We start from the raw sequence: 25,624 nt of genomic DNA, 5'->3' as shown, positions 1-25,624 counted from the left end.
CCTACTTACTTCAATTTATTGATGGTGGTGGCAGATGTCTGAGCTGCATAGTACTCAGAGATATCAGCCATATCTTGATCCGTCAAAGATGCTGCAATACTGCGCATCGTTGGGTGTTTACGCTCACCTTTTTTGTAGGCTTGCAAAGCAGCAACGATATAAGCAGCGTTTTGACCGCCCAACAGAGGAACTGTGTAAATCTCAGGGTAGCTAGCACGGTACCCAGGGATAGCGTGACAACCAATACACATACCCACTTTAGATTCAGCGGCTTTAACGTCGCCCTTGATGGTTTGAGCTTGAACAGCACCCATCATTCCGAGGGTTGCAACAACAGTTAGTAGTTTTTTCATAGTAACCAAATATTGAGGTAGATCAAAAAAATAGTGTGGGAAGTATAGCGGATGCTCGGGGAAAATGGCTTGGAAAAAGCATTTTTTACAAATTTTTCAAGGTTTAAAGGCACCTAAAAGCCATTTACTCAAGCTTCATCAGGATTTTTGGATAAAACCGCTTTTTTATAAGCAAAAAGCTTCGCCTTACAATAGAAGTCATCTTGGAGAAAAAAATGTCAGCCATTGCACAACGTTTAAAAGAATTAAATATTACTTTGCCATCAGCGGGTGCACCTGCAGCAGCCTATGTGATGTCAGCACAAACCGGAAACACCCTCTTCCTATCAGGTCACATTGCCAAAGTAGATGGCAAACCTCTGGTTGGTAAATTGGGTCTGACTATGAGCACGGAAGAAGGTAAAGCGGCTGCCCGAAGCATTGCAATTGATTTGATGGCAACCATGCAAGCCCACTTGGGTAACTTAGATCGTGTGAAGCGCATCGTGAAAGTAATGAGTCTGGTTAATTCGACACAAGACTATACCGAGCACCATCTGGTCACCAATGGCTGCTCCGAATTATTGTTTGAAGTGTTTGGTGAAGCAGGCAAGCATGCTCGCAGTGCGTTTGGCGTGGCTCAGATCCCCTTGGGTGCTTGCGTTGAGATCGAGTTAATTGCTGAAGTTGAATGATTCAGCTCATGAAAAAACCTACTCTTCACATTGATGGTGCCGTTGCCACAATACAGCTGAACAACCCTGAAGCTGCGAATCGATTGTCGATTGATGATCTTGCATCTTTGCAAGAGCACATTGACACCATCAATCAAAATAAAACTATTTTGGTTTTAATGATTAAGTCGACTGGCAAATATTTCTGTTCAGGTTTTGATATTGGCAGCCTTGATCAATCAGCCCAAGAGAAATCACTTTTATTTGAAGAAGTTGTCAATGCCATAGAAGATTGTCGACCAGTTACGATCGCCTCGATTCAAGGAGGCGTGTATGGTGGCGCTACAGATTTAGCTTTAGCGTGTGACTTTAGAGTTGGTAGTGAAGCTTGTGAAATGGTGATGCCAGCAGCCAAGCTAGGCATTCACTTTTACAAGCGCGGTCTTGAGCGCTATGTATCGCGACTAGGCATCGATACAGCTAAAAAACTACTATTAACGGCTGAAAAGATTCAATTTGAAGAGATGAAAACCATTGGATTTTTAACTGAACTGGTTAAACCTAATGAATTAGATGATGCTGTTAATACTTTAACTAGCCAACTCACGAAAATGGCACCACTGGCACTTCTTGGCATGAAAAAGCATCTGAATACGATTGCTAGAGGTCAACTAAATCTTGACGCTCTGAACCAGGATATTGCTCAAGCTCAAAATTCAGAGGATCTACAAGAAGGTCGCAGCGCCTGGGCAGAAAAACGCACCCCTGTTTTCAAAGGGTGCTGATTTCATCTCATCAATCACATAGTGATGGGGATTAACTTTGCATCTTTCATCTTCGGCTCAAGTGCATGACCCTTACGAGCACGACTGACTGTAAATGATTTCAATGTTTTAGCATCCAACGCTGCTTCCGTTGGTTTGCCTGTGCGACCCAAACCAGCAATAGTGGCACCACCACTACCTACAGCAATCGCTGATTGCAACCTCTCACCTTTTTCAAGATCCATCAAGATCACGCCTTTACCACCTGTTGGTAATCGCTTTAAATCATCCAAAGCAAATACCAATAAGCGACCGTTTTCTGATAAACATGCCACCTGTTTCATACCATCTGAAACTTTAGCGGGTGGTAATGGTGCATCACCCGGTGCAAATTTGGCATCCACACCCACAAATGATTTACCAGCCTTGTTACGCGTTGTCATGTCAGTCACATTGGCTAAGAAGCCATTACCCGAGCGCATCGATAACAAAAGTAAGTCATCGTTATGGCCAGCGTAATAAGCCACCATCTGCGTACCCGCTGCTAGGTTCACAAAACCTGTCAACGGAGAACCATCGCCACGTGCACCAGGAAGATCGGAAACTGGAACGGTATAAACGCGGCCGTTACTACCAAAGCCTAAAACAACATCGGTGGTCCGGCATTCAAACGTGCCATACATGCCATCACCAGCTTTGAAGCTAAATTGTTGTGGATCATGTTCATGACCCTGACGCGCCCTCACCCAACCACGTTGAGAAATAATCACGGTAACAGGCTCATCAATCACCTTTGCTTCTGCAACCGCTTTTTTCTCTTCTTGAATCATGGTGCGACGCTCGTCACCAAAGGTCTTCATGTCGGCTTCAATTTCTTTCACAATGCGCTTGCGCATTTGTGTATCGCTACCAAGAAGGCTTTCTAAATCATCTTTTTCAGTTTTGAGTTCTTTAAGCTCTTGCTCAATCTTGATCGCTTCTAAACGAGCCAATTGACGCAAACGAATTTCAAGGATGTCATCGGCTTGACGCTCTGACAATTTGAACGCCGTCATCAAATCCGCTTTAGGCTCATCACTACCACGGATGATCTTGATCACTTTGTCGATATTAAGAAGGATGAGTTGACGACCTTCCAAGATGTGCATGCGGTCGTTAACTTTACCCAAGCGGTGCTCGGTTCTACGTGTCACTGTTGCAACACGGAACTCAATCCACTCACGCAGAATCTCACCCAAGCCTTTTTGACGTGGGCGACCATCGTTACCAATCATCACCAAGTTAATCGGCGCATTGGACTCAAGAGATGTATGCGCTAATAAGGTGGTCACAAACTCGTTGACATCAATGTTTTTGGTTTTCGGCTCGAACACCAAACGTACCGCAGCATCTTTACTGGATTCATCACGAACAGAATCAAGTAAAGACAAGATAGTTTGCTTGAGGTTATTTTGTTCAGGCGTTAATGTTTTCTTACCCACCTTCACTTTAGGGTTGGTGAGTTCTTCAATCTCTTGCAGAACTTTCTGAGTCGATGTGCCTGGTGGCATTTCATTAACCACCAACTTCCATTGACCTCGAGCCATATCTTCTATGACCCAGCGCGCACGAACTTTTAAACTACCACGACCAGTTTGATAGATCTGCGCAATTTCAGAGGAGGATGAAATGATCTGCGCACCGCCTGGGAAATCAGGACCCGGCACATAGCTCATGAGCTCATCATGACTGAGGTTGGGATTTTTCATGAGCGCAATGGTTGCACCCGCAATTTCTTTTAAGTTATGGGATGGTACTTCTGTGGCCATACCCACCGCAATACCAGATGCACCGTTCAAAAGAACAAATGGCAAACGTGCTGGCAAGAGTCTTGGTTCTTGCATCGAACCATCATAGTTAGGAATGAAATCAACTGTACCCTGATCAATCTCATCAAGTAACAAACTCGCAATTTTGGTTAGTCGTGCTTCGGTGTAACGCATCGCTGCCGCACCGTCACCATCTCGTGAACCAAAGTTACCTTGACCATCAATCAATGGGTAACGCAATGAAAAGTCCTGAGCCAAACGAACCAAGGCATCGTAAGCAGATTGGTCACCGTGCGGATGAAACTTACCCAACACATCACCGACCACACGCGCACTTTTCACGGGCTTCGCATCCGAGCGCAAGTTCATTTCATTCATCGCAAATAGGATGCGACGCTGAACAGGCTTCTGGCCATCCGCTACTTCAGGCAAGGCACGACCTTTGACCACGCTGATCGCGTAGTCCAAGTAAGCGCGTTCCGCATAAGTGGCTAAAGTGAGTGAATCCACATCCGGCGTATTGGGCACAATACGACGCGGCGGAGCAGCTTCTGGCTGGATCTCAGTCTCTTGAGTTTCAGACTCTTGAGAATCATCCATATCAGCAAACAGATCTGGTTCTTGATTCGGATTATTTTTCTTTTTTGTCATTTTTTTACTTTAAATATCTGCTTCAACTTCATTGCCACGCTCTTCCAACCAAGTCTTACGAGCGCCCGACTCTGATTTACCCATCAACATATCCATGGTCTTAATCGTTTCAGATTCACCAAACTCACCTTCTGTGACAGGAAGTAAACGACGCGTGTCCGGATTCAGCGTGGTATCCCAAAGCTGCTCGGCATTCATCTCACCCAAACCTTTAAAGCGGCTGATCTGCCAACTACCCTCGCGCAAACCTTCTTTACGAAGTTTGTCTTCAATCGAGCGCAGCTCTCCTTCATCCAAGGCGTAGAGCTTTTGTGCAGGTTTCTTACCGCGAGCCGGGGCATCCACACGGAACAATGGAGGACGTGCGATGTAAACGTGACCGCGCTCCATGAGTTTCGGGAAATGCTTGTAGAACAGCGTGAGCAACAATACCTGAATGTGTGCACCGTCCACGTCCGCATCGGACAAGATACAAACCTTGCCATAACGAAGATTGGTTAAATCAGGTTCATCGTGAGCACCGTGAGGATCGACACCAATGGCAACCGCAATATCGTGAACTTCATTATTAGCAAACAAGCGATCGCGCTCAGCTTCCCACGTGTTTAAAACTTTACCGCGCAAAGGCAAGATCGCTTGGTACTCTTTATTACGACCCATCTTCGCAGAACCACCTGCAGAATCACCTTCCACGAGAAAGATTTCATTCATGGCAATGTCTTCGCTTTCGCAATCGGTCAACTTACCAGGCAAGACAGCCACGCCAGATGATTTTTTCTTTTCCACTTTCTGACCAGCACGCGTTCTTGCTTGAGCTTGTTTGATCACTAACTCAGCTAATTTACGACCGTAATCCACGTGTTGATTAAGCCAAAGATCTAAAGCAGACTTCACAAAACCAGAGACCAACCGAACCGCATCACGAGAATTCAGGCGCTCTTTGATCTGTCCTTGGAATTGCGGATCCAATACTTTGGCGGATAAGACAAAGGACGCTCTTGCAAACACGTCTTCGGGCATGAGCTTGACGCCCTTCGGCTGCAATGCATGGATATCAATGAATGACTTCACAGCATTGAATAGACCATCACGCAAACCACTTTCGTGAGTTCCGCCTGCAGGAGTTGGAATCAAGTTCACATAGCTCTCACGAACCGGTGCTCCATCTTCTGTCCAAGCGACCACCCAACTCGCGCCTTCACCTTCAGCAAAAGAATCTTCACCAGGACGATTAGGGTCTGCAAAGTGTTCGCCATCAAATGCTGGAATGACCACTGGACTATGACCACCGTGGGCCATCGCCTCATCTAAGTACCCTTTAAGACCCTGTGCATACAACCAAGTTTGTGTCTCGCCACCTTTTTCTTGGATCAAAGTGACTTTAACGCCGGGTAATAAGACCGCCTTAGAGCGCAAGAGTCTTTGAAGTTCAGCGAGTGGGATGTTGCCACTATCAAAATATTTGTTATCTGGCCAAGCTCTCACACGAGTGCCGTTAGGACGGTCACCCATTGGGGCAATCTTGGTCTTCAAAGGCTCAACCACAAAGCCCGCTTCAAAGGTCAAGGTTGAGATTTGTTTATCACGCCAAACTGTGACTTCCATGCGCTTAGAAAGCGCATTGGTGACGGAAACACCTACACCGTGTAAACCACCCGAGAATGCATAGGCGCCGCCTGAGCCTTTTTCGAACTTACCACCCGCATGTAACTGGGTAAAAACGAGCTCCACCACCGGTCTTTTCTCTTCTGGGTGCATACCCACAGGGATGCCTCGACCATCATCCTCCACGCTCACACTACCGTCGGTATGCAAAGTGACCATGATGTGCTTACCGTAGCCACCTAGGGCTTCATCGGAAGCGTTATCGATCACCTCTTGAATCATATGCAAGGGGTTATCGGTCCGGGTATACATACCAGGACGCTGTTTGACAGGTTCAAGCCCCTTTAGGACTTTGATGGACGATTCGCTGTATTGATCTGATTTTTTTGTAGCCATGGCGGAGAATTGTATCCACATGCGAAAATGAGATCCATGGGAGCACTTAATCACCTTCGCGTTTTAGACCTCAGTCGAGTCCTTGCCGGACCCTGGTCTGGGCAGAACCTAGCTGACCTAGGAGCCGATGTAATCAAGGTTGAGCGGCCAATCACGGGGGATGATACCCGCCAATGGGGACCCCCTTTTTTGAAGGATTCTGAGGGTCAAGAAACTTCAGAATCTGCGTTTTATTTGGCGATTAATCGCAATAAAAGATCCATGACTTTGGATATTTCGACCAAAGAAGGTCAAGAAATCATCAAAAAAATGGTTTTAGACTGCGATATCGTCATTGAAAACTACAAAGTTGGCCAATTAAAAAAATATTCTCTTGATTATCAAAGTCTTAGCGCTATAAAACCGGATTTAATTTACTGCTCCATTACCGGTTTTGGCCAAACAGGCCCGTATGCTCACCGCGCTGGTTATGACTTCGTGGTGCAAGGAATGGGTGGCTTTATGAGCGTTACCGGTGAAAAAGACGATCTTCCAGGTGGCGGACCTCAAAAAGCCGGCGTTGCGATTGCAGACCTATTCACTGGTATGTATGCCACTTCTGCCATTCTTGCCGCCATCATCCACCGCGATAAAACCGGTGTGGGTCAATACATTGATTTAGCACTTTTAGATGTGCAGATCGCCACCATGGCCAATGTGGCCAGCAATTACCTCACCAGTGGAGTCGCACCTCATTCGTGGGGAAACGCGAGTCCAAATATTGTGCCCTACCAAACCTTTAAAGCAGCTGATGGCTGGATCATCGTTGCCGCTGGTAATGATGGTCAATTTAGACATTTTGTGGAAACAGGTGCTTGCCCTGAATTAGCAGACGATCCCAAGTTTGCAACCAATCCAGAACGGATTCGTCATCGGGATGAATTGATTCCGCTTCTACAGAAGATGACCTTAAAGAAGACCAAAAAAGAATGGATCGATGCCTTGGATCATGTGGGCGTTCCTTGCGGTCCGATCAATAACTTCCAAGAAGTTTTTGAGAACGAGCAAGTGATTGCCCGAGACATCAAAATGGAGATGACGCATCCAACAGCAGGCAAAGTTCCGTTAGTTAGAAGTCCAATGAGAATGAGTGCCACACCTGTTGTCGAGAATCGACCACCGCCTTTATTAGGTGAGCATACGGAGGAAATCCTCAAAGAACGTCTGCAACTGAGTGACGCAGAAATCCAAGGACTTCGGGATAAAGGTATCTTGTGAGCTCCTCACAACAGTTAAGCCTCACAAAAGTTTTAATTGCTGGCGGATTCCTTGTGACACTCTCCATGGGGATTCGTCATGGATTTGGCTTATTCAACCTGCCTGTGACACAGGCCAATGGCTGGGGAAGAGAAACGTTTGCTTTTGCACTAGCACTTCAAAACTTAGTCTGGGGACTGAGCCAACCTCTTTTCGGCGGCCTATCTGATCGCCTTGGTTCATTCAAAATTATGCTATTTGGTGGGTTGCTTTATGCCCTCGGATTAACAGGAATGTCTCAATCAGGCTCTCCAATTGGATTCATCATTTCTGCAGGAGTTCTAATTGGGGTTGCACAATCCTGTACAACTTATACGATCATTTATGGCACGATTGGCAGGAACTGCCCTAGCGAAAAAAGGGTTTGGGCAATGGGTATCGTGGCAGCGATGGGTTCATTTGGGCAATTTTTGATGATTCCTGTTGAGCAAACCTTAATCACCCAGTTTGGCTCATCAACGGCTCTCATCGCTTTGGCTGGCTTGGCTGTGATGATGCTGCCTTTGGCTTATATTTTGAAAGAACCCAAGGAAACCTTCGTTCAAAAGATCAATGACCAAACTGTTCGACAAGCTATCAAAGAAGCTTTCAAACAAAGAAGTTTCATTCTGATCCTATTGGGCTATTTTGTGTGCGGTTTCCAGGTGGTATTTATTGGTGTCCACTTTCCAGCGTATCTAAAAGATATGTCCAAACTATATCCCGGCATTGGTCACCCAGAACTTGGCACCATTGCGCTGGCCTTAATTGGTTTATTTAATGTATTCGGCACCTATTACGCTGGCGTATTAGGTACTAAAGTACCTAAACGATTAATTTTGGCTAGCATCTACGTCAGCCGATCAATAGCTATTATTTTATTTTTATACCTGCCAATATCCACTTATTCCATTTATCTATTTTCCGCAGTGATGGGCATACTCTGGTTATCCACCGTGCCAGTGACTAACGCGCTGATTGCTCAAATTTTTGGCGTTAAATATCTCGCCATGCTTTCTGGTTTTGCTTTTTTATCGCATCAGTTAGGCAGTTTTATGGGAGTCTACCTAGGCGGTTATTTTTATGATCTAACGGGATCTTATGATTGGGTCTGGTTAATAGCTATTGCGCTTGGAATCCTTGCTGGATTAGTCAATCTTCCCATCAAAGAGACAACATTAGTCAGGCCATCAAACGTCATTCCAACATAAAAAATGTCAAAAAAACTTTTATCTAATAAAGCCATTATTCAGTTATCAGTCTTCATTATTTTGGGACTAACTTTTTGGGCTTATTTGAGAACAGATTTTATTTTTGAAATCACAAATACCATCTTAACCATGTGTGGATGGTAAGCTAACGACCTCTTCATCATCCTCGCCATAGTACAGTGGATAGTACAACTGCCTCCTAAGCGGTAGACACAGGTTCGATTCCTGTTGGCGGGACCAATATATTTATATTAACCATATAAATCAAATACTTAATAGTATAAATAAAGACTAATTTAGATATTAATTAGATACTTAGAGGTATTTGTGGCAATATTAAGCATTGGGTCTACTAGGATTCTGGTGAAATATCTCGTCAATAACAATGGTCTACCGTACTATCAAAGAAAAGTTCCAGATGACTTAGTGAGTAGACTCGGGAAGAGGTTGCTCAAGTCCAAACTAGACCCCAAGAATGGAATGCCTGCCAAGCAAGTGGCTAATCTGGCAAGAGCTCATGACATGCTATTTGAGGCATATAGGGGCAATCCTGAGCTAATAATCCCAGAGAAAAAGCTAAGTGCCTTATTAACACTTCAAGGGTTTGGTCTCAATGACACACCGCACTCAGATAAGTTCTATGACTTGATGAATGAGTTGTCCACAGAGGCAGATAGATTAGTAATGCAGGCTCTGAAAAGTCCATTGCCGACATTCTTATCTGAAATATTAGACATATATTTTGACAATCATCCAGACGGTAAAGGAGATGACTCTCTATTTAGAGTAAAGGTCAAGCGAGATTGGGGTAGATTTGTTGAGTTGATCGGTGACTGCCCTGCTGAGCAATTAAACAACGACATGGCTCGCCAATATGTTGAATTTAGAGAATCCCAGGGTAAGAAGAGTGCCACCGTTCAAAGAGAACTCAATAACCTACGAGCTATTGTTGCTGTTGCTATCTTGGAGGGTGAAATTAAGGTAAGCAATCCTTTTGAGCGAATCAGCCCAACGAAGAAAGATGATGGTAAGAAAAGACTCTCTTACACCTATGATGAATTGGCTTTAATTAGGGCTAAGTGCTTAGCAATCAATGATGACATCCGACATCTCATATTGATTGAAATGTACACAGGGGCAAGAATTGGTGAGATTGTGGGTCTCAGGAAGCAAGACTGTACATTTGTTCAAAAAGTACCCTGTATCAGAATCACACCTTATAACCAACGAATACTCAAGACATCAAACTCCTCAAGAATTGTCCCTCTGATACCAGAAGCTCAAGAAGTTGTTGTGAGAGCCCTCAATCAGAGCGAGACAGATGCCCTATTTCCTAGATATAACAATTTAATTGATAAACCTAGAGCTGACTCTGCAAGTAGCTATGCATCTAAATGGTTAAAGGAACTAACTCAAACAGATAAGACAACTCATACATTTAGGCATACTCTAAGAGACATGTTTAGAAATGCAGACATCACAAAAGACCTTCAAGATGAAATCCATGGTGGGGCTAAACAAAACATAGCTAACATCTATGGTGAAGGTTCATCTGTTGATAGAAAACTAAAAGCTCTAAAAAAAGCTTGGAATCCATTCTTTAAGTTTATTGGTCAGCCCATTACAGAGAACAAAGCTGAGGAAGAATTTAAAAAGAAACAGTCTGGGTTTGATTTTTAAATCACTTACAGCACTTAGTCTTTCAGGGCTGTATTGGCAGAAGTAAAACACATGACCTTGATCATGAATAACGTATTGAGCGATTTCAATGAGTCACATGGAAAATAAACCAAGAAATAATCCACCCCACGTTCAATAAAATCCCACCATAGTTGCAGGCTACTGAATATAGAAGATTATTGTTTTACTTTTTTATAAGCATCACCGAACCCTGAAATATCAAGATTAATAAGAGTTGATTTGCCATTTATAGGCTGATATTTGATATTTAAAACTTTCGATTTAGATAACTCATCTAAGTAAGTATCATCAAGTCTCAATTGCGCAATGCAACCCGTTGAGTCACAAAAAAGAAAGTTTAATTTCTTAGGAGTTTTTGTGACTCCAACTTCGACTCCAACAGGAAGCAAAACTCCAAGCGGAAGAACTATTGACATGACTGGTGGCTCATTTGATGCTGTTCTAATGCCAAAGGTTAATAATTTTCTTGTGCTTGTTTTGTCCAAAAAGAGATGCCTCTCCAAAACACATATTTTTGATGCTGTTGCATTAGCAGCACTGCATGTACTGCCCCATGGACTCAGAAATGCATCCTGCTTTTGCTCGGAAGCAAAAGATTGGGGCGCGCTAAAAATTAAACAGCTGACAAAAAAGCTAACAAGTAATTTTTGCATTTACAAACCAATTGTATAAGTAAGCATCCCTGAAACTAAACTTGTCCCCTTAAATCTATCTTCTCTAAACGAAACGCCTAGACTCAAGGTTTCATTTTTATCAAGTAAGTAAGTTGTCCCAACATTGGCAAACATTCTCGATTCACGTTGATTAGATTGGCTGTTAAGGTTGAAGCTGCTTAATCCATAAATATTACTTGTGCCAGCATAGCTTGGGTTATTCGCATTAGTATCTTTTTCAAGCCCGCCAGAAACGTTATAAGTCAATTCTTTAGATAACTTTCCCTCAAGCTTTAGACCTGAAAATACCATTGAAGCTCTCTGGGAATACTTAGAGTAATTAACCGGCACTTGTACAGTAGCACTAGAAACTTCGCTATAAGCCCCAGTAGAACTATCGTAATTTCTCACACCAATAAATGGAGACAAAACAGATTCGGATATGACATCATCCAATCCGTAAGCAAGCTCAAATTGAGCTCCAAAACCTTTGAATTTAGTAGAACCCTGACCAGGCTCAGTATTAGCAAGTTGGTCTCTAGTTATTTCTACTTTTTTATCCACGTAAGACAAGGAAGCTTTAGCTTGTAATCCTGTGCTGTTACCGGACGGATAATAAACACCAAATAAGCCGATCATTGGATTTGAATTCGAGATTCGAATATTTTTATTTTGCGTATAAAGATCTTGGTCAATCCATGCTCCAATTCGAAGATCTTTATCTGCTCTATAGGCCCCTATTAGAAGAGCTGAGGCATTACTAGGTCTATTGTCATCCAACTTATCTGTCGAGCTACTTGTATAAGTTAAGCGACCACCGGTACTTAGACAAATATTATTTTCACCAAACAAATTACAGTCGTAGCTTAATCCTGATAACAAGCTTTCATTCTTGGCAGCAAAAATACTCTTTAGCTGATCATGAATTGCGGACAATCCCAGAGTTGTATTTACTGAATCTGGACCTAGAGTTAAATAAACGTTATTTGTATCGTAGCTTATAAAATATCCCAAGGATGTGTAGCTACTCAAGTCACTATTTAGCGTAGAAAAAGTACCAGCTCTACCACTGGATGTCAGTAGCGTATATCTTGTAGGAGAGTAAGTTCCAGAACTACCATTAACTGTTACCGATCCATCTAAATTGGCAGCGCCTACAACTGCTAGCTGATCATTAGTAGTCGGCGTCAAGTCCAAACTGAGATTGCCAGATGCGGCTTGAGTATAAGCGCCCCCAATATTGAGAACTGCCACAGAATTGTTACCAGGTGAAACTGTTCCGTTATTTATTAATGTCGTTGCTGAACTACCGACCGTACCATAACCTGCTAAGGTACCACTCGTACCAATAATGACAGTTCCCAACAATCTAGCTGTTGAATTATTTGCAGAACTACCAACTAGTAATGTACCGTCAGTTAGGTTTGTTGTACCTGAGAATGTGTTGACGCCATTAAGTGTCAGAGTACTTGTAGAGGATTTATTTAAAACTCCATCTCCACTCACAATTCCACTAAAAACTTGATTAGCCGTCGAGTTATAAGTCAACGTTCCTGAATTTGAGATGTTACCTGCGTAATCTCCCGCACCTAAAACACCAGCACTAGAAATTATGAGGGTTGCTCCACTATCAATTGTTGTAGAGCCTGTATACAGATTAACGCCTGTTAGAGTAACTGCGCCTCCAGATCCTGTATTAATAATTTGTAAGCTGCCAACATCAGAGGCGTTATCAGAAAATACTCCAGATAAAGTGACTGCATTACCATTTTGATCAATGAGAGCACCGTTCGAGGTGATTGAGAAATCTCCAGAGTAAGTCTGACCTGTTGTATCAATGGATAAAGTGCCGCCATCAAATACGTTGTAATAGTTCGGACTCGCTCCGTTGTTTTGTGTTGAAATTAAATTGACACCGCTACCACCGCTCACATTACCAGCCGCGACAATATTGGGAGTGGCACCAGGTTGACCAGATGTAATGGTAAGTCCAGCAGGAGCAACAGATCCAGCAAAGTCAAGATATACATAGCCCCAGTGACCACCATAAGGACAGTCTGCTGCTAACAAAGAAATCGTAAAGTCATTTCCTTGAGTCACATCGATGGCTTGAGCTTGCCATCCAGATACGTAGATACCACCACCCACATCTGTAAAAAATCCTGCAGTATTTGCAGAGCTATAGGAAATTGTTTGAACGTCCGTATTTGTTGTGTTGTCACGCACCTTAATAACAAAGTGATCTGAATCCGTAACATCGTGTGATCCCTCAAGCACGGCTAGCCAAGCAATATAAATTTTGTTACCGACGTATCCCGTTACAGTTTGGCTGATAACTGTAACGCTTGTATTGTTGTTATCGTCATTAATCCTAACTGCACTTGAACCATCAAATACTGGGGAAATTGTTGTGCTATTTAAGGAATTATATTGAGCGATATATGAATCTGGGGTGGATGTTGTCACTACCGCGCTAACACCCCCAACGCCCGTGTATGTGGCTGGATCTAATGGAGCTATCGGAGTTCCATTCCATGTGCCGCCAGTTACCGTCCAGCCTGATGTATCTCCAGCCTCAAACCCACCGTTAGTAAAGTCAGCTGCATGCACTGCTAGAGGCATATTTAGAGTTGATATCGCCAAAAAAATTGGGCTGAATTTGAAAATGGATCTTAATTTTTTATTTTTCATACTTTTCTCTATTTATTACAAGAAATTAGCCTTAGGGCTAATAATTAGCCACAGATTGTACGCTCTAAAGCTAATAAACTGTAACAAATTGTAATAAATATAAAAAATCAGAAAGTCGTAAAAATTAACATTAAATGATGTATTTTTAAATGAAGATAACCTCAATAAGCGACAAAAGCATTCGAATTATGAATTGAGGTAAAGATGAATAGAATAATGAAGCATTTCATTTGAATATAAGAACAATGAAGTAGCTCATATAACTTGGAAAAGTTGTTTCTCAGTCATTAGAGACTTAAAGGTTAGATTCTTATATCTAACTTGAGCACTAAACCATCGAGGGTGACGTCCAACACTGAAGGTTTATCTTGAAAGAATTACGAGCGGGACCAAATCAAGAATTGCTTATTGAGCTAGCTTTGCTCTCACCATATCGATGTACATTCTGAGCTCGTAAACATTCACAGCAAACTTTTTAGGTACACGCATCTTGAGCGCCTGCTCTTCAATCTGATCCAACTCTTTGTGCCAATCCAAAGTGCGATTTTGTCGTAACCGTTCCTCAAGTGACCTGAGACGTTTATAGATAGCTGATGTTTTTGATTCAACACGCATCTGTATCAAAACTGGTAGATAGTTGAACAAAGGTAACAAGATTACTAAGAGTGGCAGCCCAATCCGAATCGCGCGATCAATCCAAACCACACTCCAAAATGGGAGATGACGATGCAAGAAAGATGGGCCTGTTTTTAAGTAATGTTTGGCGTCTTCGTTGTGAGGCCAAGCAAAACCAGAAGCCGAAGGAAACTCCCCTTCTTTTTGTAATAAGCCTAGCTGAGTAATCGCTGCCTCAGCACTGCGCATCAAAGGCGTAATCAAAGCAGGATGAATCTCATCACTGACCACCAAGGCTGCTGGGGTCGCCAAAATCGTTAAGTCCTTGGATGGGATATCTTCTGCAAGATTGATAACACCTCGAGGAACGGTTACTCTTTTAAGGAAAGGTAATCGAATTGCATAGGCATCTGCTTGATCAAAGCTCATCACAGCCAAGTCCGGGCTTCTCAAATACTGCAAGATGATCGGTGCCTGAGGAGCACTCACCAAAATAGCCACATCGAGTTGATTGGCTTTGAGTGCTGTAAGGGTCTCTACGGCATTGAGATCTTTAAAAATAATGCCTTGGGTATTTCTATCAGGATCTATCCCGTTAAGACTGAGAAGCTGTTGACTCAATGCCCGCGTACCGCTGCCTTGAGGGCCTATCGAAACACGCTTTTGGCCCAGTGCTGTCAGTTGGGTAAGTGGCGTTTTGAAAGCAGCCTTTCTGTAAAAAACCCACACTTGCTCATCAAAGATAGAAGATAGAGCTGAGATATGAGGGTGCTCATCGGTTTTGCCGACGCCACCTTGTAACAAGGCTATGTGAGCGTTTGATGGAGAAGCTGATTTTGGATCTTTGATGGTGTCTTTAAGGCGCTCGATATTTTCAACACTACCCGCCGAGCTTAAAACCTCCAACTGAATGCCCTCTTTAGCTAACTCCTTTGATAGCTGCTGTCCAAATCGGTAATACAAACCTTGATCTATCCCTGTTGTAATCACCAATTTATTACTAGGACGAGGCACCAAAGACCAAAATAATAAACCCAATAAAAGTACCAAGATCAATGGCCAGATATATATCAGAGGTGGTTCAATCAAGCGAGATAAAAGGCGATTGAGGTAATTTTTAATCATGTAGTGAAAGCTTTATTGAAATTTATTTAACCAATGACACACCAAGAGCAATGCCCATGGTTTCCGCTTGAACCGCTTGAACATCACCGATTGAGAGGCGATCCGCCATATCCGGGTTTTTCTTCAAGAAAACCCTTCTCGCATTTTTAGCACGTTGGTCCGCTAATTGAGCGAGTTGTTGATCGGTGATGGTGTAACTTTGTATCAACTCATCTCTGAGCGTCGTCCATCGCTCTGGTGTATTCGGCAAGTTGATCAATTGGCGTGCTAGCTTGATACGCCCCACTTGCGAACCGTATGCAGACTTCAAACCACTCTGAATCCTTGGGTCTACCAAGCTAGTCACTGGTAAGGGCTCATCATCGGCCAACTTGAAACCAGCAGCCAATAAAATCGCGCGATCGGCTTGTGCTCGAGCGAGCTCAACACGATCCGCCTTAGCATCGTAGGTGCCAAAAAAAGTGAGCTTGGCTGTTGGTCTTTTAACGAGAAAAGCCGCTAGTTTTTCTAACTTCTCTCTCTCAGGAGGTGTCACAACACTCTCTCCCAAGAGAAAGTAAACGCCACTGATACTGCTCTCACCACCAAAAAGTGAGCCAAGGGCTTTAAAGGGTGCTGTTGCAATGTTGCCTAAAACCGTTGTGATCGCCTGCCATACCAAATGCCCCATACTGAATTCGGGTGAATCGACATTGCCAGATACAGGTATGTTGACATCAATTAAGCCATCCGAGTCTTCCAATAGGCTGATAGCCAACTGAATTGGAAGACGTCGCCCCTTAAAGTCTTCCAACTCTTTACCTAATTTAATTTGGTTGATGACGAAATGGTTTTGTCCGTGAAGGAGCCCCTCTTTGGTGGCGTATTTGAGATCCACATCAATACGCCCTGATTCGATTTCATGACCCGCAAAAGCAACTGAATAGGGATTCATACTGTGCATGGGTAAATTTCTAAAGGTCAGACTTAAATCATTGTTCCGTCTTGGATCTTCAAAAGCCAATTGGCCGCGGGCACGCATACTACCTCTGCGATCGACCTGACCATCCAAAGCTATCAAAGCATACTGGCCAGGAATATTGCTAACCCCTAATAAAGTGCCGTTTAACTGACGAACTCTTGTTGTAAATTGCGGTTTCAAGGAGAAATCACTGAAATACATACTTCCATCATTCACTTTGATCGCTTTGATATCCACTTGAACTTTGGACTTATCAGCCATAGGCTGTTGCGATTCGGCTGCTTCTGTTGAGGTTTCTTGACTGATTTTTTCCCGTGCAAACATGCGACGGAAATTGGAGCGCCCATCTTGCGCCACTTCAAAACGTATGCCCGGCTTGCTAATGGCAATTTCTTGAATACTGAAGCGGCGTTGCTGCTGATCTAAAAAGTTGAAATCGATTTTTTCAAAATGCGCCTTAGCCCAGGTGAGTAGCGCTTCCTTTTCACCCGGTTCATAAATAGCTAACTCACCAAAATCAACATCCCCAAGAATCGACCAGCCTTTTTTAGCCGTCTTTAGCTTGAGTTCTGCGCTAGCCGTTCCTTTTTGCGTCACCAGCACTTTATTCGAGGGTAATAAAGCGATGAATGGGGATAGTGGCAGATCTTTAAAACTAACCTCACCCTCTAACTTGGAACTTTTTATGTCCATTTGAAATTGGCTCTTAATCGCTGAGCCATTCATCAAAAGATTCATTTGAACTTGAAGCGCTTCTTTTTTAATAAACTCCAAATGACCACTTAAAGACAAGCCAGTTAGCTTTAAGCGATTAGCAGAACCGGGCACTGGCAAATCCAAGCTATCCAAATGAAGACTGTAGTCTGCCTGAGCACCCGCTTGACCGGTGTGATCATAATTAGCTAAATCAATGGCATTGAAATGGAGATTTGGAAAGTCGTATTTGGTGTTAGCCACCCGATCATCAATGATGACATGAGCATTTTTAAGCTCGAAGACCGAGACTTTTAATTGAAGTGTTGAGGGTTTGGGTTCATCTGTTTTTTTAGATTGAACCGCCTTGATGAAATCCAACCAATTCCATGAGCTTATAGCATAGTGAGAGGCTGCACGAGTGAGCCTGAACTGAAGACCATCGATCATAAGTTCTGATAACTGGACGCGACCTAGCAACAAAGGCATTAACTCAGCATTGACCCTGAGATGATCAGCTTTTAATAAGGATTGAGCAGTTGTGCCAGAGGCCTTGGAAAGTTCAAGCCCCTTCAGATCCACTCGTAATATCCACGGTGTCACCTGTATGTCTTGGTAACTGATCCGATAACCGATACTTTGACCGTAGTCTTCTAATTTATTCTTGATTAAGTTTGGCAAAAAAACAAACATCAATGCCCAAATGAGAATCAGAGCACCTGATAGCGGCAAAAGAACTCGATAGCTTATTTTTTTGATCGTCATAAGAGCAATGATAAGACTAATAGAGATACCAATAAAGCAAAAAAGCCATCATCTGATGGCTTTTAAGAGTGTCTTACTTTGAACTGGGTACTTATTTTGTGGGCGGTGGAGAGACTGTACTCCTTGGGGCTACTGTCAGCATGACGCCTGTTCCTCCAACAATTGAACCCTCTTCAATTTCAATGGTTGCTGTTCGATCTTTTTTGATAAATACTAAAATACTATTTCTCGTTTTCGTTGAAGAAACCAAGGTCCACCCAGCATTCTGGAATTGCTCTCTAAAGAATGTGAAAGTCTCTGTTGAGTTTTGAACAGCAGTAATGGCAACACGACCAGCCCACGTATCACCTGAACCCAAGATCAACGATTTGTCATGAATGATCTTTGCCCCACCCGGAATTGGCATATCGCCTAATAGCTTCGTCTGAATATCCTGAAATGTATCGCCATCAGCATTTGCTATGGGTGTTGTTGTACAAGCAATTACTGACAAAGACATGGTCAGAATAGTGAGTAATTTAACGAGATTGTTCATTGATTTTCATCCAGAGAATCGAAAGAGATAGCACTAGTGTAATCGCATTGGCTACCACGACTGGCCAAGCTTGAATCATGACGCCATAAATGAACCAAAAAAATACTCCTGCACTGAATAGCAAATACATCCAAAAAGAAATGGCATCTGTATTTTTTGTTCGATAAACACGAATAACCTGAGGCAAAAATGAGAGTGTGGTAAGCGTTGCCGCGAAATATCCCAGCGCTGTTTGGAAATCTAAATTAAAAATAAAATCAGGTGCCATAAAAAGTTTTATAAAGGGATGTCAATAGGAAAAAATAATTAATTTCTAAATAATTAAAAAATACTTATCCACAGAATGTGTGGACTACTTCACGTCAAAAATTCAAGAAACCTTATCTAGCAATGCTTGAGCTGGCTTGCCTAAAAAATAGGCAGCAACAAACTATATTTTTATTATCTATTTTTTACTTTCAGAAATTTAAAAATAAATATCTCAAACCGCTTGACACAGAAAAATCTGACCTTCTTTTTCTTCAATATCCAACTTGATTAATCTTGCACCACGAGGACAAGGTCCAGAAATGCACTCCCCTGTATCGGGTAAATATTGCGCATCATGGGAAGCACAAATGATGGCGGATTTATCCTGTGTCAAAAATTGACCTGGTTGCCAATCGAGTTCCATAGCTACATGAGCACATCGATTCAGATACGCATGAACTTGGCCATCATGGCGAATTAAAAATGCAGGCAAAGTAGCATCCACCCGATGATCAATACCATGGACTTGGGATGCTATATCGGAGCTTCTAACCATGAAACGAAAACCATCACCCAGATCCTCAACGCTACCGGAGGAGCAAATGACATGCCCCGCCTGAATCAAGGGCTCAAAGTCGTCAATTTCAGTATTCTGGGGCTCGTTAGACATGGTACAAACTCTCTAATGAATTTCAGCGATTAAGGATTGTTTAGAAGATAATCTAATAATATTAAAAAACAATACAAATATGTCACTTATTTCCGCTACAACTCGCGCTGCACTCGAAGAGCTTCTAGAAACGGCCCTTCGTCCTGCACCAGACCATTGGTTACAGATCCGCTTTGGAAGCGAGATTATTGGCCATATTCAGCCCAGCTATGTGCCCACCATAGATGCTTATATCGAGCAAGCAGAAACTCCTGCCTTGGCTCGTTTTGGCGATCATTTGCAATTAGAGAACCTTCCCCCATTTTTATTGAGCCAATTGCTCCAAGATTTAGCGGAGTTCTTGAAGAAAAATAACTTAGCCCCAGGCTGGCGCAATGAGCATTTTTCTTGGTTGGACACCTTGGGTCATGAGCGTTTTCGGATGGAAAGAGCCGTGTTCCGTTCGCTCGGCTTTCACAGTCGCGCCTGTCACGTTAATGGGTACACGTCTCAGCAAGAGATTTACTTGGGTCTGCGTAGCAATATCAAAGCAACTGATCCGAATATGCTCGACAACTTAGCAGCTGGCGGTATCAGTGCCGATGAAACGCTGCAGCAATCTGTTATTCGAGAGTTATGGGAAGAAGCCGGCGCGCCTTTGGAGATTGCTAGACTCGCTAACCCGGTAGGACATATCCACGTGCGCCGGATCGTCGAACCTAAAGGGCTTCATGATGAGAGCCTTTATACCTATGACTTACTGTTGCCAGAAGAGTTTGAGCCTCAGAATAAAGACGGTGAAGTATCCGAGTTTATAAAGGTTCCTTTCACGCAGGCCGCTAATTTGATCTTAGAAGGCGCACTCACACCGGACGCAGCTGCAGTCACCGCTGAATTCCTTTTAAGAAAAGCGTAATTAGCCTACTCACTCATGGAAATCGCAGCATTCTTTCTTGCCCTGGTTTGCGTGAGCTTGAATGCCAAAGGCCATGTTTTAACTTGGCCTTTTTCCATTGCCAGTTCTGCAACCTACGCCTGGGTGTTTTATGACAGCGGTTTATTTGGAGACGCTGCTCTACAGTTCATTTTTATCAGTTTGGCCATTTATGCTTGGTGGTGCTGGACAAGAAAAATGGATTCGGGCACTCTCGCCAAACAATTTGGGCATGCTCCTAAAAAAATGATCGCAGTGTGTTTGCTTGCTTGGTTGGTATTGTTTATCGCCATCAAGTTTGTACTGGTGAACTACACCAGCTCCGTTGTTCCAAACGCGGATGCCCTCCTTACAGCAGGCAGCATTATGGCAACCTTGATGAGTGCTCAAAAATGGATTGAGAATTGGTTACTATGGATGATTCTTAATCCTATTTACATTGCCTTGTATATCTATATGGATCTGTATCTAACAGCAGGACTTTATGGTCTTTTTGTTGTTTTATGCTTTTGGGGTTGGCGCCAATGGTCTCAGAAAATAATGGCGCAGGATCTGTTGCAATCGGATAAGCACTGATGCGACGCCTAGTTAAGATTGCCATCCTTGGTGCGGAGTGCACGGGTAAATCTACACTGGCGAAGGGCTTGGCAGAGCACTTCTCTCAGCACTACCCCAGTAACTGGGTGCCAGAGTACCTGAGGTCTTTTGTTGATCACCACCAAAGAACACCGCTGGCAGAAGAGCAAGTGCTGATTGCACGTGAGCAGAAAGCTCATGAAGCTCGCTTGAGTCACGCTTTGCTGCAGGATAACCATGATCCAATAAAACCATTGACCGGTCATGCTCCGCACGCCCTGCTGTTTTGTGACACAACGCCTCTGATAACCAGCATCTATAGCGAAGTTATTTTTGGGCAAGCTGATGCCCTAGTTGATCAAATCGCCGAGTTAAATGATTACGATTTAACCTTGTTGACTGAAATTGATTTGCCTTGGGTCAGTGATGGTGTGCAACGCGATGGCCCCGAAATTCAAGCTGCGGTTCATCAGCTCATCGAGAGTCGACTTCAAAAACTAGAAATACCTTACTTAAAGATCTCAGGATCCACCCGGGATCGCACCCAAAAAGCCCAAGAATTTGTCGGAAATTGGCTTAGTCAACAGCAATCCTAAAAAATACCTATAATCATCTCATCTAGTTGTTTTAGATATTAGCTCGGGGTCCTGCATCTGGTGGCATTAGATGTGGGTGAGAAATACCCGTTGAACCTGATCTCGATAATGCGAGCGCAGGGAAGCGTCAAAACCGCATCCCCAACTCGCCATCGTTCCTTTAAGGAGTTATACGATGGCTTATAGGCCAAAAAAGAACTACATCGCCAGCGCATGCGCTTGGTTATTCCTATTTTCTTCACAAAGCTCTGCCCAAACTGATACTCAACTAGCACCCGTGGTGGTCACCGGTGAAAAAGGCAGTGGTTATGCCGCCAAACGCGCCATGATTGGTGGGCCAGGCGGCACTGAGGAGGTGGAACTTAAAGATATCCCTGCCTCTATCACTGTGATTGCCAAAGATTTACTGGATGACCGCCAAGCGCGAGTCATGTCAGAGGCAGCTCGATTGGATGCATCCATTGGTGACTATTACGCGGCAATGGGTTACTACGAAAATCTCTACATCCGAGGCTTCCCCTTGGATGCCGCAACCAGCTATCGTATCAATGGGATGTCTGTGACTGGTGAGCAAAACATCGCATTTGAAAACAAAGAGCGCCTTGAAATCTTCAAGGGTGTGAGTGCCATGCAAGCGGGTGCCGCATCCCCTGGCGGCATCATCAACTACGTCACCAAACGACCGAAAGATGTTCAATCCTTTACCTTAGGGATCGGTGAAAGAGGTACGCAATATGTGGCGGCAGACTTTGGCACATTTTTAGGCGAAACAAAATCACTGGGTATCCGCATCAATGCGGCCAATGAAAATCTTCGCCCTTACATTAAAGATGCCAAAGGTGAACGGCAATTTTTTAGCTTGGCGGCTGATGCAAAGATCAGCTCCAAAACTTTAGTACAGTTTGATTTGGAGTACCAAGATAAAAGCCAAAAATCAGTTCCTGGTTTGATGCTTTTGGGTGGCACAACGCTACCCTCTGTTAAAACAGACATTAATTTATCCCACTACCCCTGGGTTTTACCCACCGAAATCAAGTCAAAGAATATCGGCCTACGCCTTGATCATGAAATCAATGATTCCTTAAAGTTATTTGCCAATGCCAATCGTAGTGAAGTGACAATCAACGATCGATTGGCCTACCCCTATGGTTGTAGCGTTGATAGCTCTGGTGCCAGCGGGTCATTTTGCTCGGGTGGTGAATTTGACGTTTATGACTTTAGAAGTGAAGGCGAAGTTAGGCGTAATGATCACGTTCAAACAGGTTTAACCGGTCAAGCAAACACTGGACAGATCAAGCATCAATGGACTCTCGGCGTATCAGAATTGAAGAGATCCGTTTACAAAGGTGCGTCTGTTTATGAATACCGTGGACAAGATGATATAGATAACCTCAATGCCAACATCAGTCCTAGTACCGCTTCAACAGGTGCGGTTTATAAAATCTTAGATCATCGTCAAACCAGTTTGTTTGTTCATGATCAAATCCAGTTAACTGAAAAAACCAAATTGTTTCTGGGGCATCGTTTCCTTCAGATGAAACAGGCTGCCTATGATGTTTATACCGGCGACCCATACTCATCAGTTAATAAGACATGGCATTTGCCACAGATTGGTGCGAGTCATGCTCTAACAAGCCAACTCACCAATTATGTCAGCTACAGCAAAGGTGTGGAACCAGGAACGATTGCATTGCCGGATAGCTTTAGAAATTCTCAAGTGATGGCTCCAAGAAGAACTGAACAAATGGAGCTTGGTAGCAAGTATGCAATCAACTCTGATTCCCTCTTGAGTTTTGCCATTTTCCAAAGTGAAAGACCCAATGAATACGCAACAGATTACCAATTTGATCCAGCAGTAGGCTACGGCAGATCGATATTGGTTCAAGAAGGCAAAGTAACCAATTCAGGTGCTGAAGCTACTTTAGCGTTTAAAGCCACCAATCGGTTGAACGTGCTATCGAGCGCAATGTATCTTGAAGCGAAGCAGTCGGGTGCATCAGAAACCTCCCAAAATGGCAAGCAGGCCATTGGCATCCCCCATTGGAAAGCAGTGGTATTCGCAGACTACTTGCTACCCCAGGTTGAAAATCTCAGCGTTCAAGGTGGCTGGACATATATCTCTAGCAAAGGTGTGACGCTAGACAATCGTATTAAAGCTCCTGGTTACCATAAGTTTGATGTAGGTCTTAAGTACATGGATCGATTGGGTGCGAGTCAAGCGACCTATCGCTTGAGCGTAGAGAATCTGTTTAATACGTTTTACTGGCGTGACGTAAGTCAGACGTATGGTTCTAATACGCTGTATCCCGGTGCGCCACGAATCGTCAGAGCCACCGCAACTTTTGATTTTTGATGGATTTAGATTTTTAAGTACATCTTTTGGTGAGGAATGTTGACCTCATCAAAGATGGCACCTTTAGAAATAAAGCCTTCTGAGGCATAAAAAGGAATGGCAGAGACTTGGGCGTGCAAGGTTAATACTTGAACGCCCTTTTCTTTTCCAGTGGCAATCAGTTTGCGCAAGATAGCCCGACCAATTCCTCGTGAGCGAAAGCTCTCTAAAACAGCCATACGCCCTATCTTGGCATGAGTCGGCTCTTCTTGATCGATGATGAGTCTGCCAGTGCCCACGGGAAGATCTTTTGAAAATGCCAAAGCATGGGTGGCTATAAGGTCACCGTCATCCCACTCTTCTGTCTCAGGTATTTGCTGCTCAATCACAAATACTTGATAACGAATGGGCTTAATCAAGGTGTGAGATAAGGACCAGCTGCCTATTTGAACCATCATGATCTGAATATGAAATAGATGGCACCCAGTAGACACAAGCCTGCCCAAATAAAATCTGTCTTAAATGCTTGCCCCATGTAAAACATCGAAAACGGCACAAAAACTGCCAAAGTAATGATCTCTTGTGTGATTTTGAGCTGAGCCAAGTCAAAATATTGAAAGCCAATTCTATTGGCAGGCACTTGAAGTGCATACTCAAAAAAGGCAATTCCCCAACTTAACAATGCAGCAATCCACCATGGATGGCCCGATAGGTTCTTAAGATGGGCGTACCAAGCAAAAGTCATGAAGATATTAGATAGGGTTAATAAACCCACAAAGCCCAAAGGACCTAGGTATGTATGGAGCATCAATAATGATTCCTTGATCTGAATTTCTTCTATTAGAACAAAGTCATAGGAAATTTGGCATCTTTAGAAAATCAGGCTATAATCTTCGTCTATTCCTCGATAGCTCAGTCGGTAGAGCGCCGGACTGTTAATCCGTAGGTCCCTGGTTCGAGCCCAGGTCGAGGAGCCAAATAAGTAAAAGCCTTTAGAGTTAATAGCTCTGAAGGCTTTTTCCTTTTAGGAATCTTGGACAACACATGGACAACATTACATGCTTACTCGAGCAAGCCATATGAAAATTCTTTACACAAAGTACATACGGGGGGCTACCTTACTCACCAATCAATAGAATGCGGAATCCTCTTAGCCACATAAAAAGTATTTTTGACTTTAGATAACTGTTATAGTTTTAATAAATTTAGGAAGACTGATATGTTAAAAAAATCCCTAACCGCAATCTCTGCATCTTTTTTATTAACTGCGTGTTTACCCGTCATGGTTGGCGGCTACTACTATAAAGGCTCTACAACAATAGAGGCTAAACAGAAATTCATACAAAACTTCAATGAAGTTAATATGAAGCGTGAAAAGGAAGGTTTGAAGCCCCTAGAGATTTGTCAGGAAAAAAGAAACTTTGACCCTGAGTGGGCTGATGAGGATAGCAAATGTAAAGTGTCTCAAGCTAAGACTTGATGTACCAAAATCAGATTTAATGCTGTTAACTTAATCTGTAATTTATTCTGATGATGTAAGAGGTTAAATATGAAAAAGCTTGTTTTGGTCTTTTTGATAATGAGTACAAACCTGTTTGCTGCTGACTACATGTTGCCAGGTGGTGGATTAATGCTTGATATGGGTAACGGTGACTACATGTTGCCAGGTGGTGGAATGATTATGGATATGGGCAATGGCGATAAAATGTTGCCAGGTGGTGGATTAATGCTTGATATGGGTAACGGTGACTACATGTTGCCAGGTGGTGGAATGATTATGGATATGGGCAATGGCGATAAAATGTTGCCAGGTGGTGGATTAATGCTTGATAT

General features: G+C 43.3%; 23 protein-coding genes, 2 tRNA genes and 1 riboswitch. Of the genes, 13 read left to right on the top strand and 12 right to left on the bottom strand.

Annotation, left to right across the window (positions count from 1 at the left end):
• Nucleotides 1-5: 5 nt before the first annotated feature.
• Nucleotides 6-353, bottom strand: a complete 348-nt coding sequence (locus tag ICN28_RS00735; RefSeq protein ID WP_216285478.1) for a cytochrome c — start codon at nucleotides 351-353, stop codon at nucleotides 6-8.
• Nucleotides 354-568: 215 nt separating this feature from the next.
• Here ICN28_RS00735 and ICN28_RS00730 point away from each other — a divergent pair, with 215 nt between their 5' ends.
• Both ICN28_RS00730 and ICN28_RS00725 read left to right on the top strand, forming a co-directional pair.
• Complete coding sequence (locus tag ICN28_RS00730) at nucleotides 569-1,027, top strand: RidA family protein (protein WP_216285476.1); 459 nt, start codon at nucleotides 569-571, stop codon at nucleotides 1,025-1,027.
• Nucleotides 1,028-1,035: 8 nt separating this feature from the next.
• Nucleotides 1,036-1,791 carry an enoyl-CoA hydratase/isomerase family protein gene (locus ICN28_RS00725; protein WP_216285474.1) on the top strand — a complete coding sequence of 252 codons (756 nt, stop codon included), beginning with the start codon at nucleotides 1,036-1,038 and terminating at the stop codon, nucleotides 1,789-1,791.
• 14 nt (nucleotides 1,792-1,805) lie between these two features.
• Here ICN28_RS00725 and parC read toward each other — a convergent pair whose 3' ends face one another.
• Both parC and ICN28_RS00715 read right to left on the bottom strand, forming a co-directional pair.
• Entirely contained in the window at nucleotides 1,806-4,178 is a 2,373-nt protein-coding gene (parC, locus tag ICN28_RS00720) for a DNA topoisomerase IV subunit A (RefSeq protein WP_216286795.1), read from the bottom strand.
• 60 nt (nucleotides 4,179-4,238) lie between these two features.
• Nucleotides 4,239-6,230 carry a DNA topoisomerase IV subunit B gene (locus tag ICN28_RS00715; RefSeq protein WP_216285472.1) on the bottom strand — a complete coding sequence of 664 codons (1,992 nt, stop codon included), beginning with the start codon at nucleotides 6,228-6,230 and terminating at the stop codon, nucleotides 4,239-4,241.
• A gap of 36 nt (nucleotides 6,231-6,266) precedes the next feature.
• Here ICN28_RS00715 and ICN28_RS00710 point away from each other — a divergent pair, with 36 nt between their 5' ends.
• The 4 genes from ICN28_RS00710 to ICN28_RS09610 all read left to right on the top strand — a co-directional run bounded on the left by ICN28_RS00710 (nucleotide 6,267) and on the right by ICN28_RS09610 (nucleotide 10,396).
• Nucleotides 6,267-7,487, top strand: coding sequence for a CaiB/BaiF CoA-transferase family protein (locus ICN28_RS00710; protein WP_216285470.1), 1,221 nt, complete (start codon nucleotides 6,267-6,269; stop codon nucleotides 7,485-7,487).
• Nucleotides 7,484-8,716 (top strand): MFS transporter, encoded by a 1,233-nt coding sequence (locus ICN28_RS00705; RefSeq protein WP_370626425.1) that lies wholly within the window; start codon nucleotides 7,484-7,486, stop codon nucleotides 8,714-8,716. Before ICN28_RS00710 ends, ICN28_RS00705 begins: the two co-directional genes overlap by 4 nt.
• Before the next feature lie 165 nt (nucleotides 8,717-8,881).
• A tRNA-Arg gene (locus ICN28_RS00700) sits at nucleotides 8,882-8,956 on the top strand.
• A gap of 87 nt (nucleotides 8,957-9,043) precedes the next feature.
• Nucleotides 9,044-10,396: a tyrosine-type recombinase/integrase gene (locus ICN28_RS09610; RefSeq protein WP_216285468.1), complete on the top strand. Its 1,353-nt coding sequence runs from the start codon at nucleotides 9,044-9,046 to the stop codon at nucleotides 10,394-10,396.
• A 176-nt stretch (nucleotides 10,397-10,572) separates the two neighbouring features.
• On the opposite strand, the gene ICN28_RS00690 is transcribed toward ICN28_RS09610, so the two are convergent.
• The 7 genes from ICN28_RS00690 to ICN28_RS00660 form a co-directional block, all read right to left on the bottom strand.
• Nucleotides 10,573-11,070 carry an invasion associated locus B family protein gene (locus ICN28_RS00690; protein WP_216285466.1) on the bottom strand — a complete coding sequence of 166 codons (498 nt, stop codon included), beginning with the start codon at nucleotides 11,068-11,070 and terminating at the stop codon, nucleotides 10,573-10,575.
• The gene (locus ICN28_RS00685) at nucleotides 11,071-13,761 is read right to left on the bottom strand and encodes a hypothetical protein (protein ID WP_216285464.1); all 2,691 of its coding nucleotides are present in this window, start codon (nucleotides 13,759-13,761) and stop codon (nucleotides 11,071-11,073) included. It abuts the gene before it with no gap.
• Nucleotides 13,762-14,166: 405 nt separating this feature from the next.
• Nucleotides 14,167-15,501 (bottom strand): TAXI family TRAP transporter solute-binding subunit, encoded by a 1,335-nt coding sequence (locus ICN28_RS00680; protein ID WP_216285461.1) that lies wholly within the window; start codon nucleotides 15,499-15,501, stop codon nucleotides 14,167-14,169.
• Nucleotides 15,502-15,523: 22 nt separating this feature from the next.
• Nucleotides 15,524-17,920 (bottom strand): DUF748 domain-containing protein, encoded by a 2,397-nt coding sequence (locus ICN28_RS00675; protein ID WP_216285459.1) that lies wholly within the window; start codon nucleotides 17,918-17,920, stop codon nucleotides 15,524-15,526.
• Nucleotides 17,921-18,011: 91 nt separating this feature from the next.
• A complete protein-coding gene (locus ICN28_RS00670) occupies nucleotides 18,012-18,455 on the bottom strand; it encodes a hypothetical protein (RefSeq protein ID WP_216285457.1) in 444 nt (147 codons plus the stop codon).
• Nucleotides 18,439-18,723 carry a SemiSWEET transporter gene (locus ICN28_RS00665; protein ID WP_216285455.1) on the bottom strand — a complete coding sequence of 95 codons (285 nt, stop codon included), beginning with the start codon at nucleotides 18,721-18,723 and terminating at the stop codon, nucleotides 18,439-18,441. The genes ICN28_RS00670 and ICN28_RS00665 overlap by 17 nt, the downstream gene beginning before the upstream one ends.
• Before the next feature lie 213 nt (nucleotides 18,724-18,936).
• Nucleotides 18,937-19,374 carry a Rieske 2Fe-2S domain-containing protein gene (locus ICN28_RS00660; RefSeq protein WP_216285453.1) on the bottom strand — a complete coding sequence of 146 codons (438 nt, stop codon included), beginning with the start codon at nucleotides 19,372-19,374 and terminating at the stop codon, nucleotides 18,937-18,939.
• A gap of 79 nt (nucleotides 19,375-19,453) precedes the next feature.
• Here ICN28_RS00660 and ICN28_RS00655 point away from each other — a divergent pair, with 79 nt between their 5' ends.
• The 4 genes from ICN28_RS00655 to ICN28_RS00640 all read left to right on the top strand — a co-directional run bounded on the left by ICN28_RS00655 (nucleotide 19,454) and on the right by ICN28_RS00640 (nucleotide 23,812).
• Nucleotides 19,454-20,269, top strand: coding sequence for an NUDIX domain-containing protein (locus ICN28_RS00655; protein ID WP_216285451.1), 816 nt, complete (start codon nucleotides 19,454-19,456; stop codon nucleotides 20,267-20,269).
• 15 nt (nucleotides 20,270-20,284) lie between these two features.
• Nucleotides 20,285-20,863: a nicotinamide riboside transporter PnuC gene (pnuC, locus tag ICN28_RS00650; protein ID WP_216285449.1), complete on the top strand. Its 579-nt coding sequence runs from the start codon at nucleotides 20,285-20,287 to the stop codon at nucleotides 20,861-20,863.
• On the top strand, nucleotides 20,863-21,459 hold the full coding sequence (locus ICN28_RS00645) for an AAA family ATPase (protein ID WP_216285446.1): 597 nt from the start codon (nucleotides 20,863-20,865) through the stop codon (nucleotides 21,457-21,459). The genes pnuC and ICN28_RS00645 overlap by 1 nt, the downstream gene beginning before the upstream one ends.
• A 34-nt stretch (nucleotides 21,460-21,493) precedes the next feature.
• Nucleotides 21,494-21,599: riboswitch (TPP riboswitch) on the top strand.
• Between the two features lie 35 nt (nucleotides 21,600-21,634).
• A complete protein-coding gene (locus ICN28_RS00640; RefSeq protein ID WP_216285444.1) occupies nucleotides 21,635-23,812 on the top strand; it encodes a TonB-dependent siderophore receptor in 2,178 nt (725 codons plus the stop codon).
• A 5-nt stretch (nucleotides 23,813-23,817) separates the two neighbouring features.
• Here the strand turns inward: ICN28_RS00640 and ICN28_RS00635 are convergent, their stop codons facing one another.
• A complete protein-coding gene (locus ICN28_RS00635) occupies nucleotides 23,818-24,285 on the bottom strand; it encodes a GNAT family N-acetyltransferase (protein ID WP_216285442.1) in 468 nt (155 codons plus the stop codon).
• Nucleotides 24,246-24,599, bottom strand: coding sequence for a DMT family protein (locus ICN28_RS00630; RefSeq protein WP_216285440.1), 354 nt, complete (start codon nucleotides 24,597-24,599; stop codon nucleotides 24,246-24,248). The genes ICN28_RS00635 and ICN28_RS00630 overlap by 40 nt, the downstream gene beginning before the upstream one ends.
• A 93-nt stretch (nucleotides 24,600-24,692) precedes the next feature.
• Between ICN28_RS00630 and ICN28_RS00625 the strand changes: the two genes are divergently transcribed.
• The 3 genes from ICN28_RS00625 to ICN28_RS00615 form a co-directional block, all read left to right on the top strand.
• Nucleotides 24,693-24,768, top strand: a tRNA-Asn gene (locus ICN28_RS00625).
• Nucleotides 24,769-25,010: 242 nt separating this feature from the next.
• Complete coding sequence (locus ICN28_RS00620; RefSeq protein ID WP_216285438.1) at nucleotides 25,011-25,271, top strand: hypothetical protein; 261 nt, start codon at nucleotides 25,011-25,013, stop codon at nucleotides 25,269-25,271.
• A 69-nt stretch (nucleotides 25,272-25,340) separates the two neighbouring features.
• Nucleotides 25,341-25,624, top strand: a 284-nt coding sequence (locus ICN28_RS00615; RefSeq protein ID WP_216285436.1) for a hypothetical protein, incomplete at its 3' end; no start/stop codon positions are given.

Source organism: Polynucleobacter sp. 30F-ANTBAC, from assembly GCF_018882385.1.
In the GTDB taxonomy this organism is placed as follows: Bacteria; Pseudomonadota; Gammaproteobacteria; order Burkholderiales; family Burkholderiaceae; genus Polynucleobacter.
The sequence above is the reverse complement of the archived record's forward strand: the minus strand, read 5'-3'. Positions and strand labels throughout refer to the sequence as shown.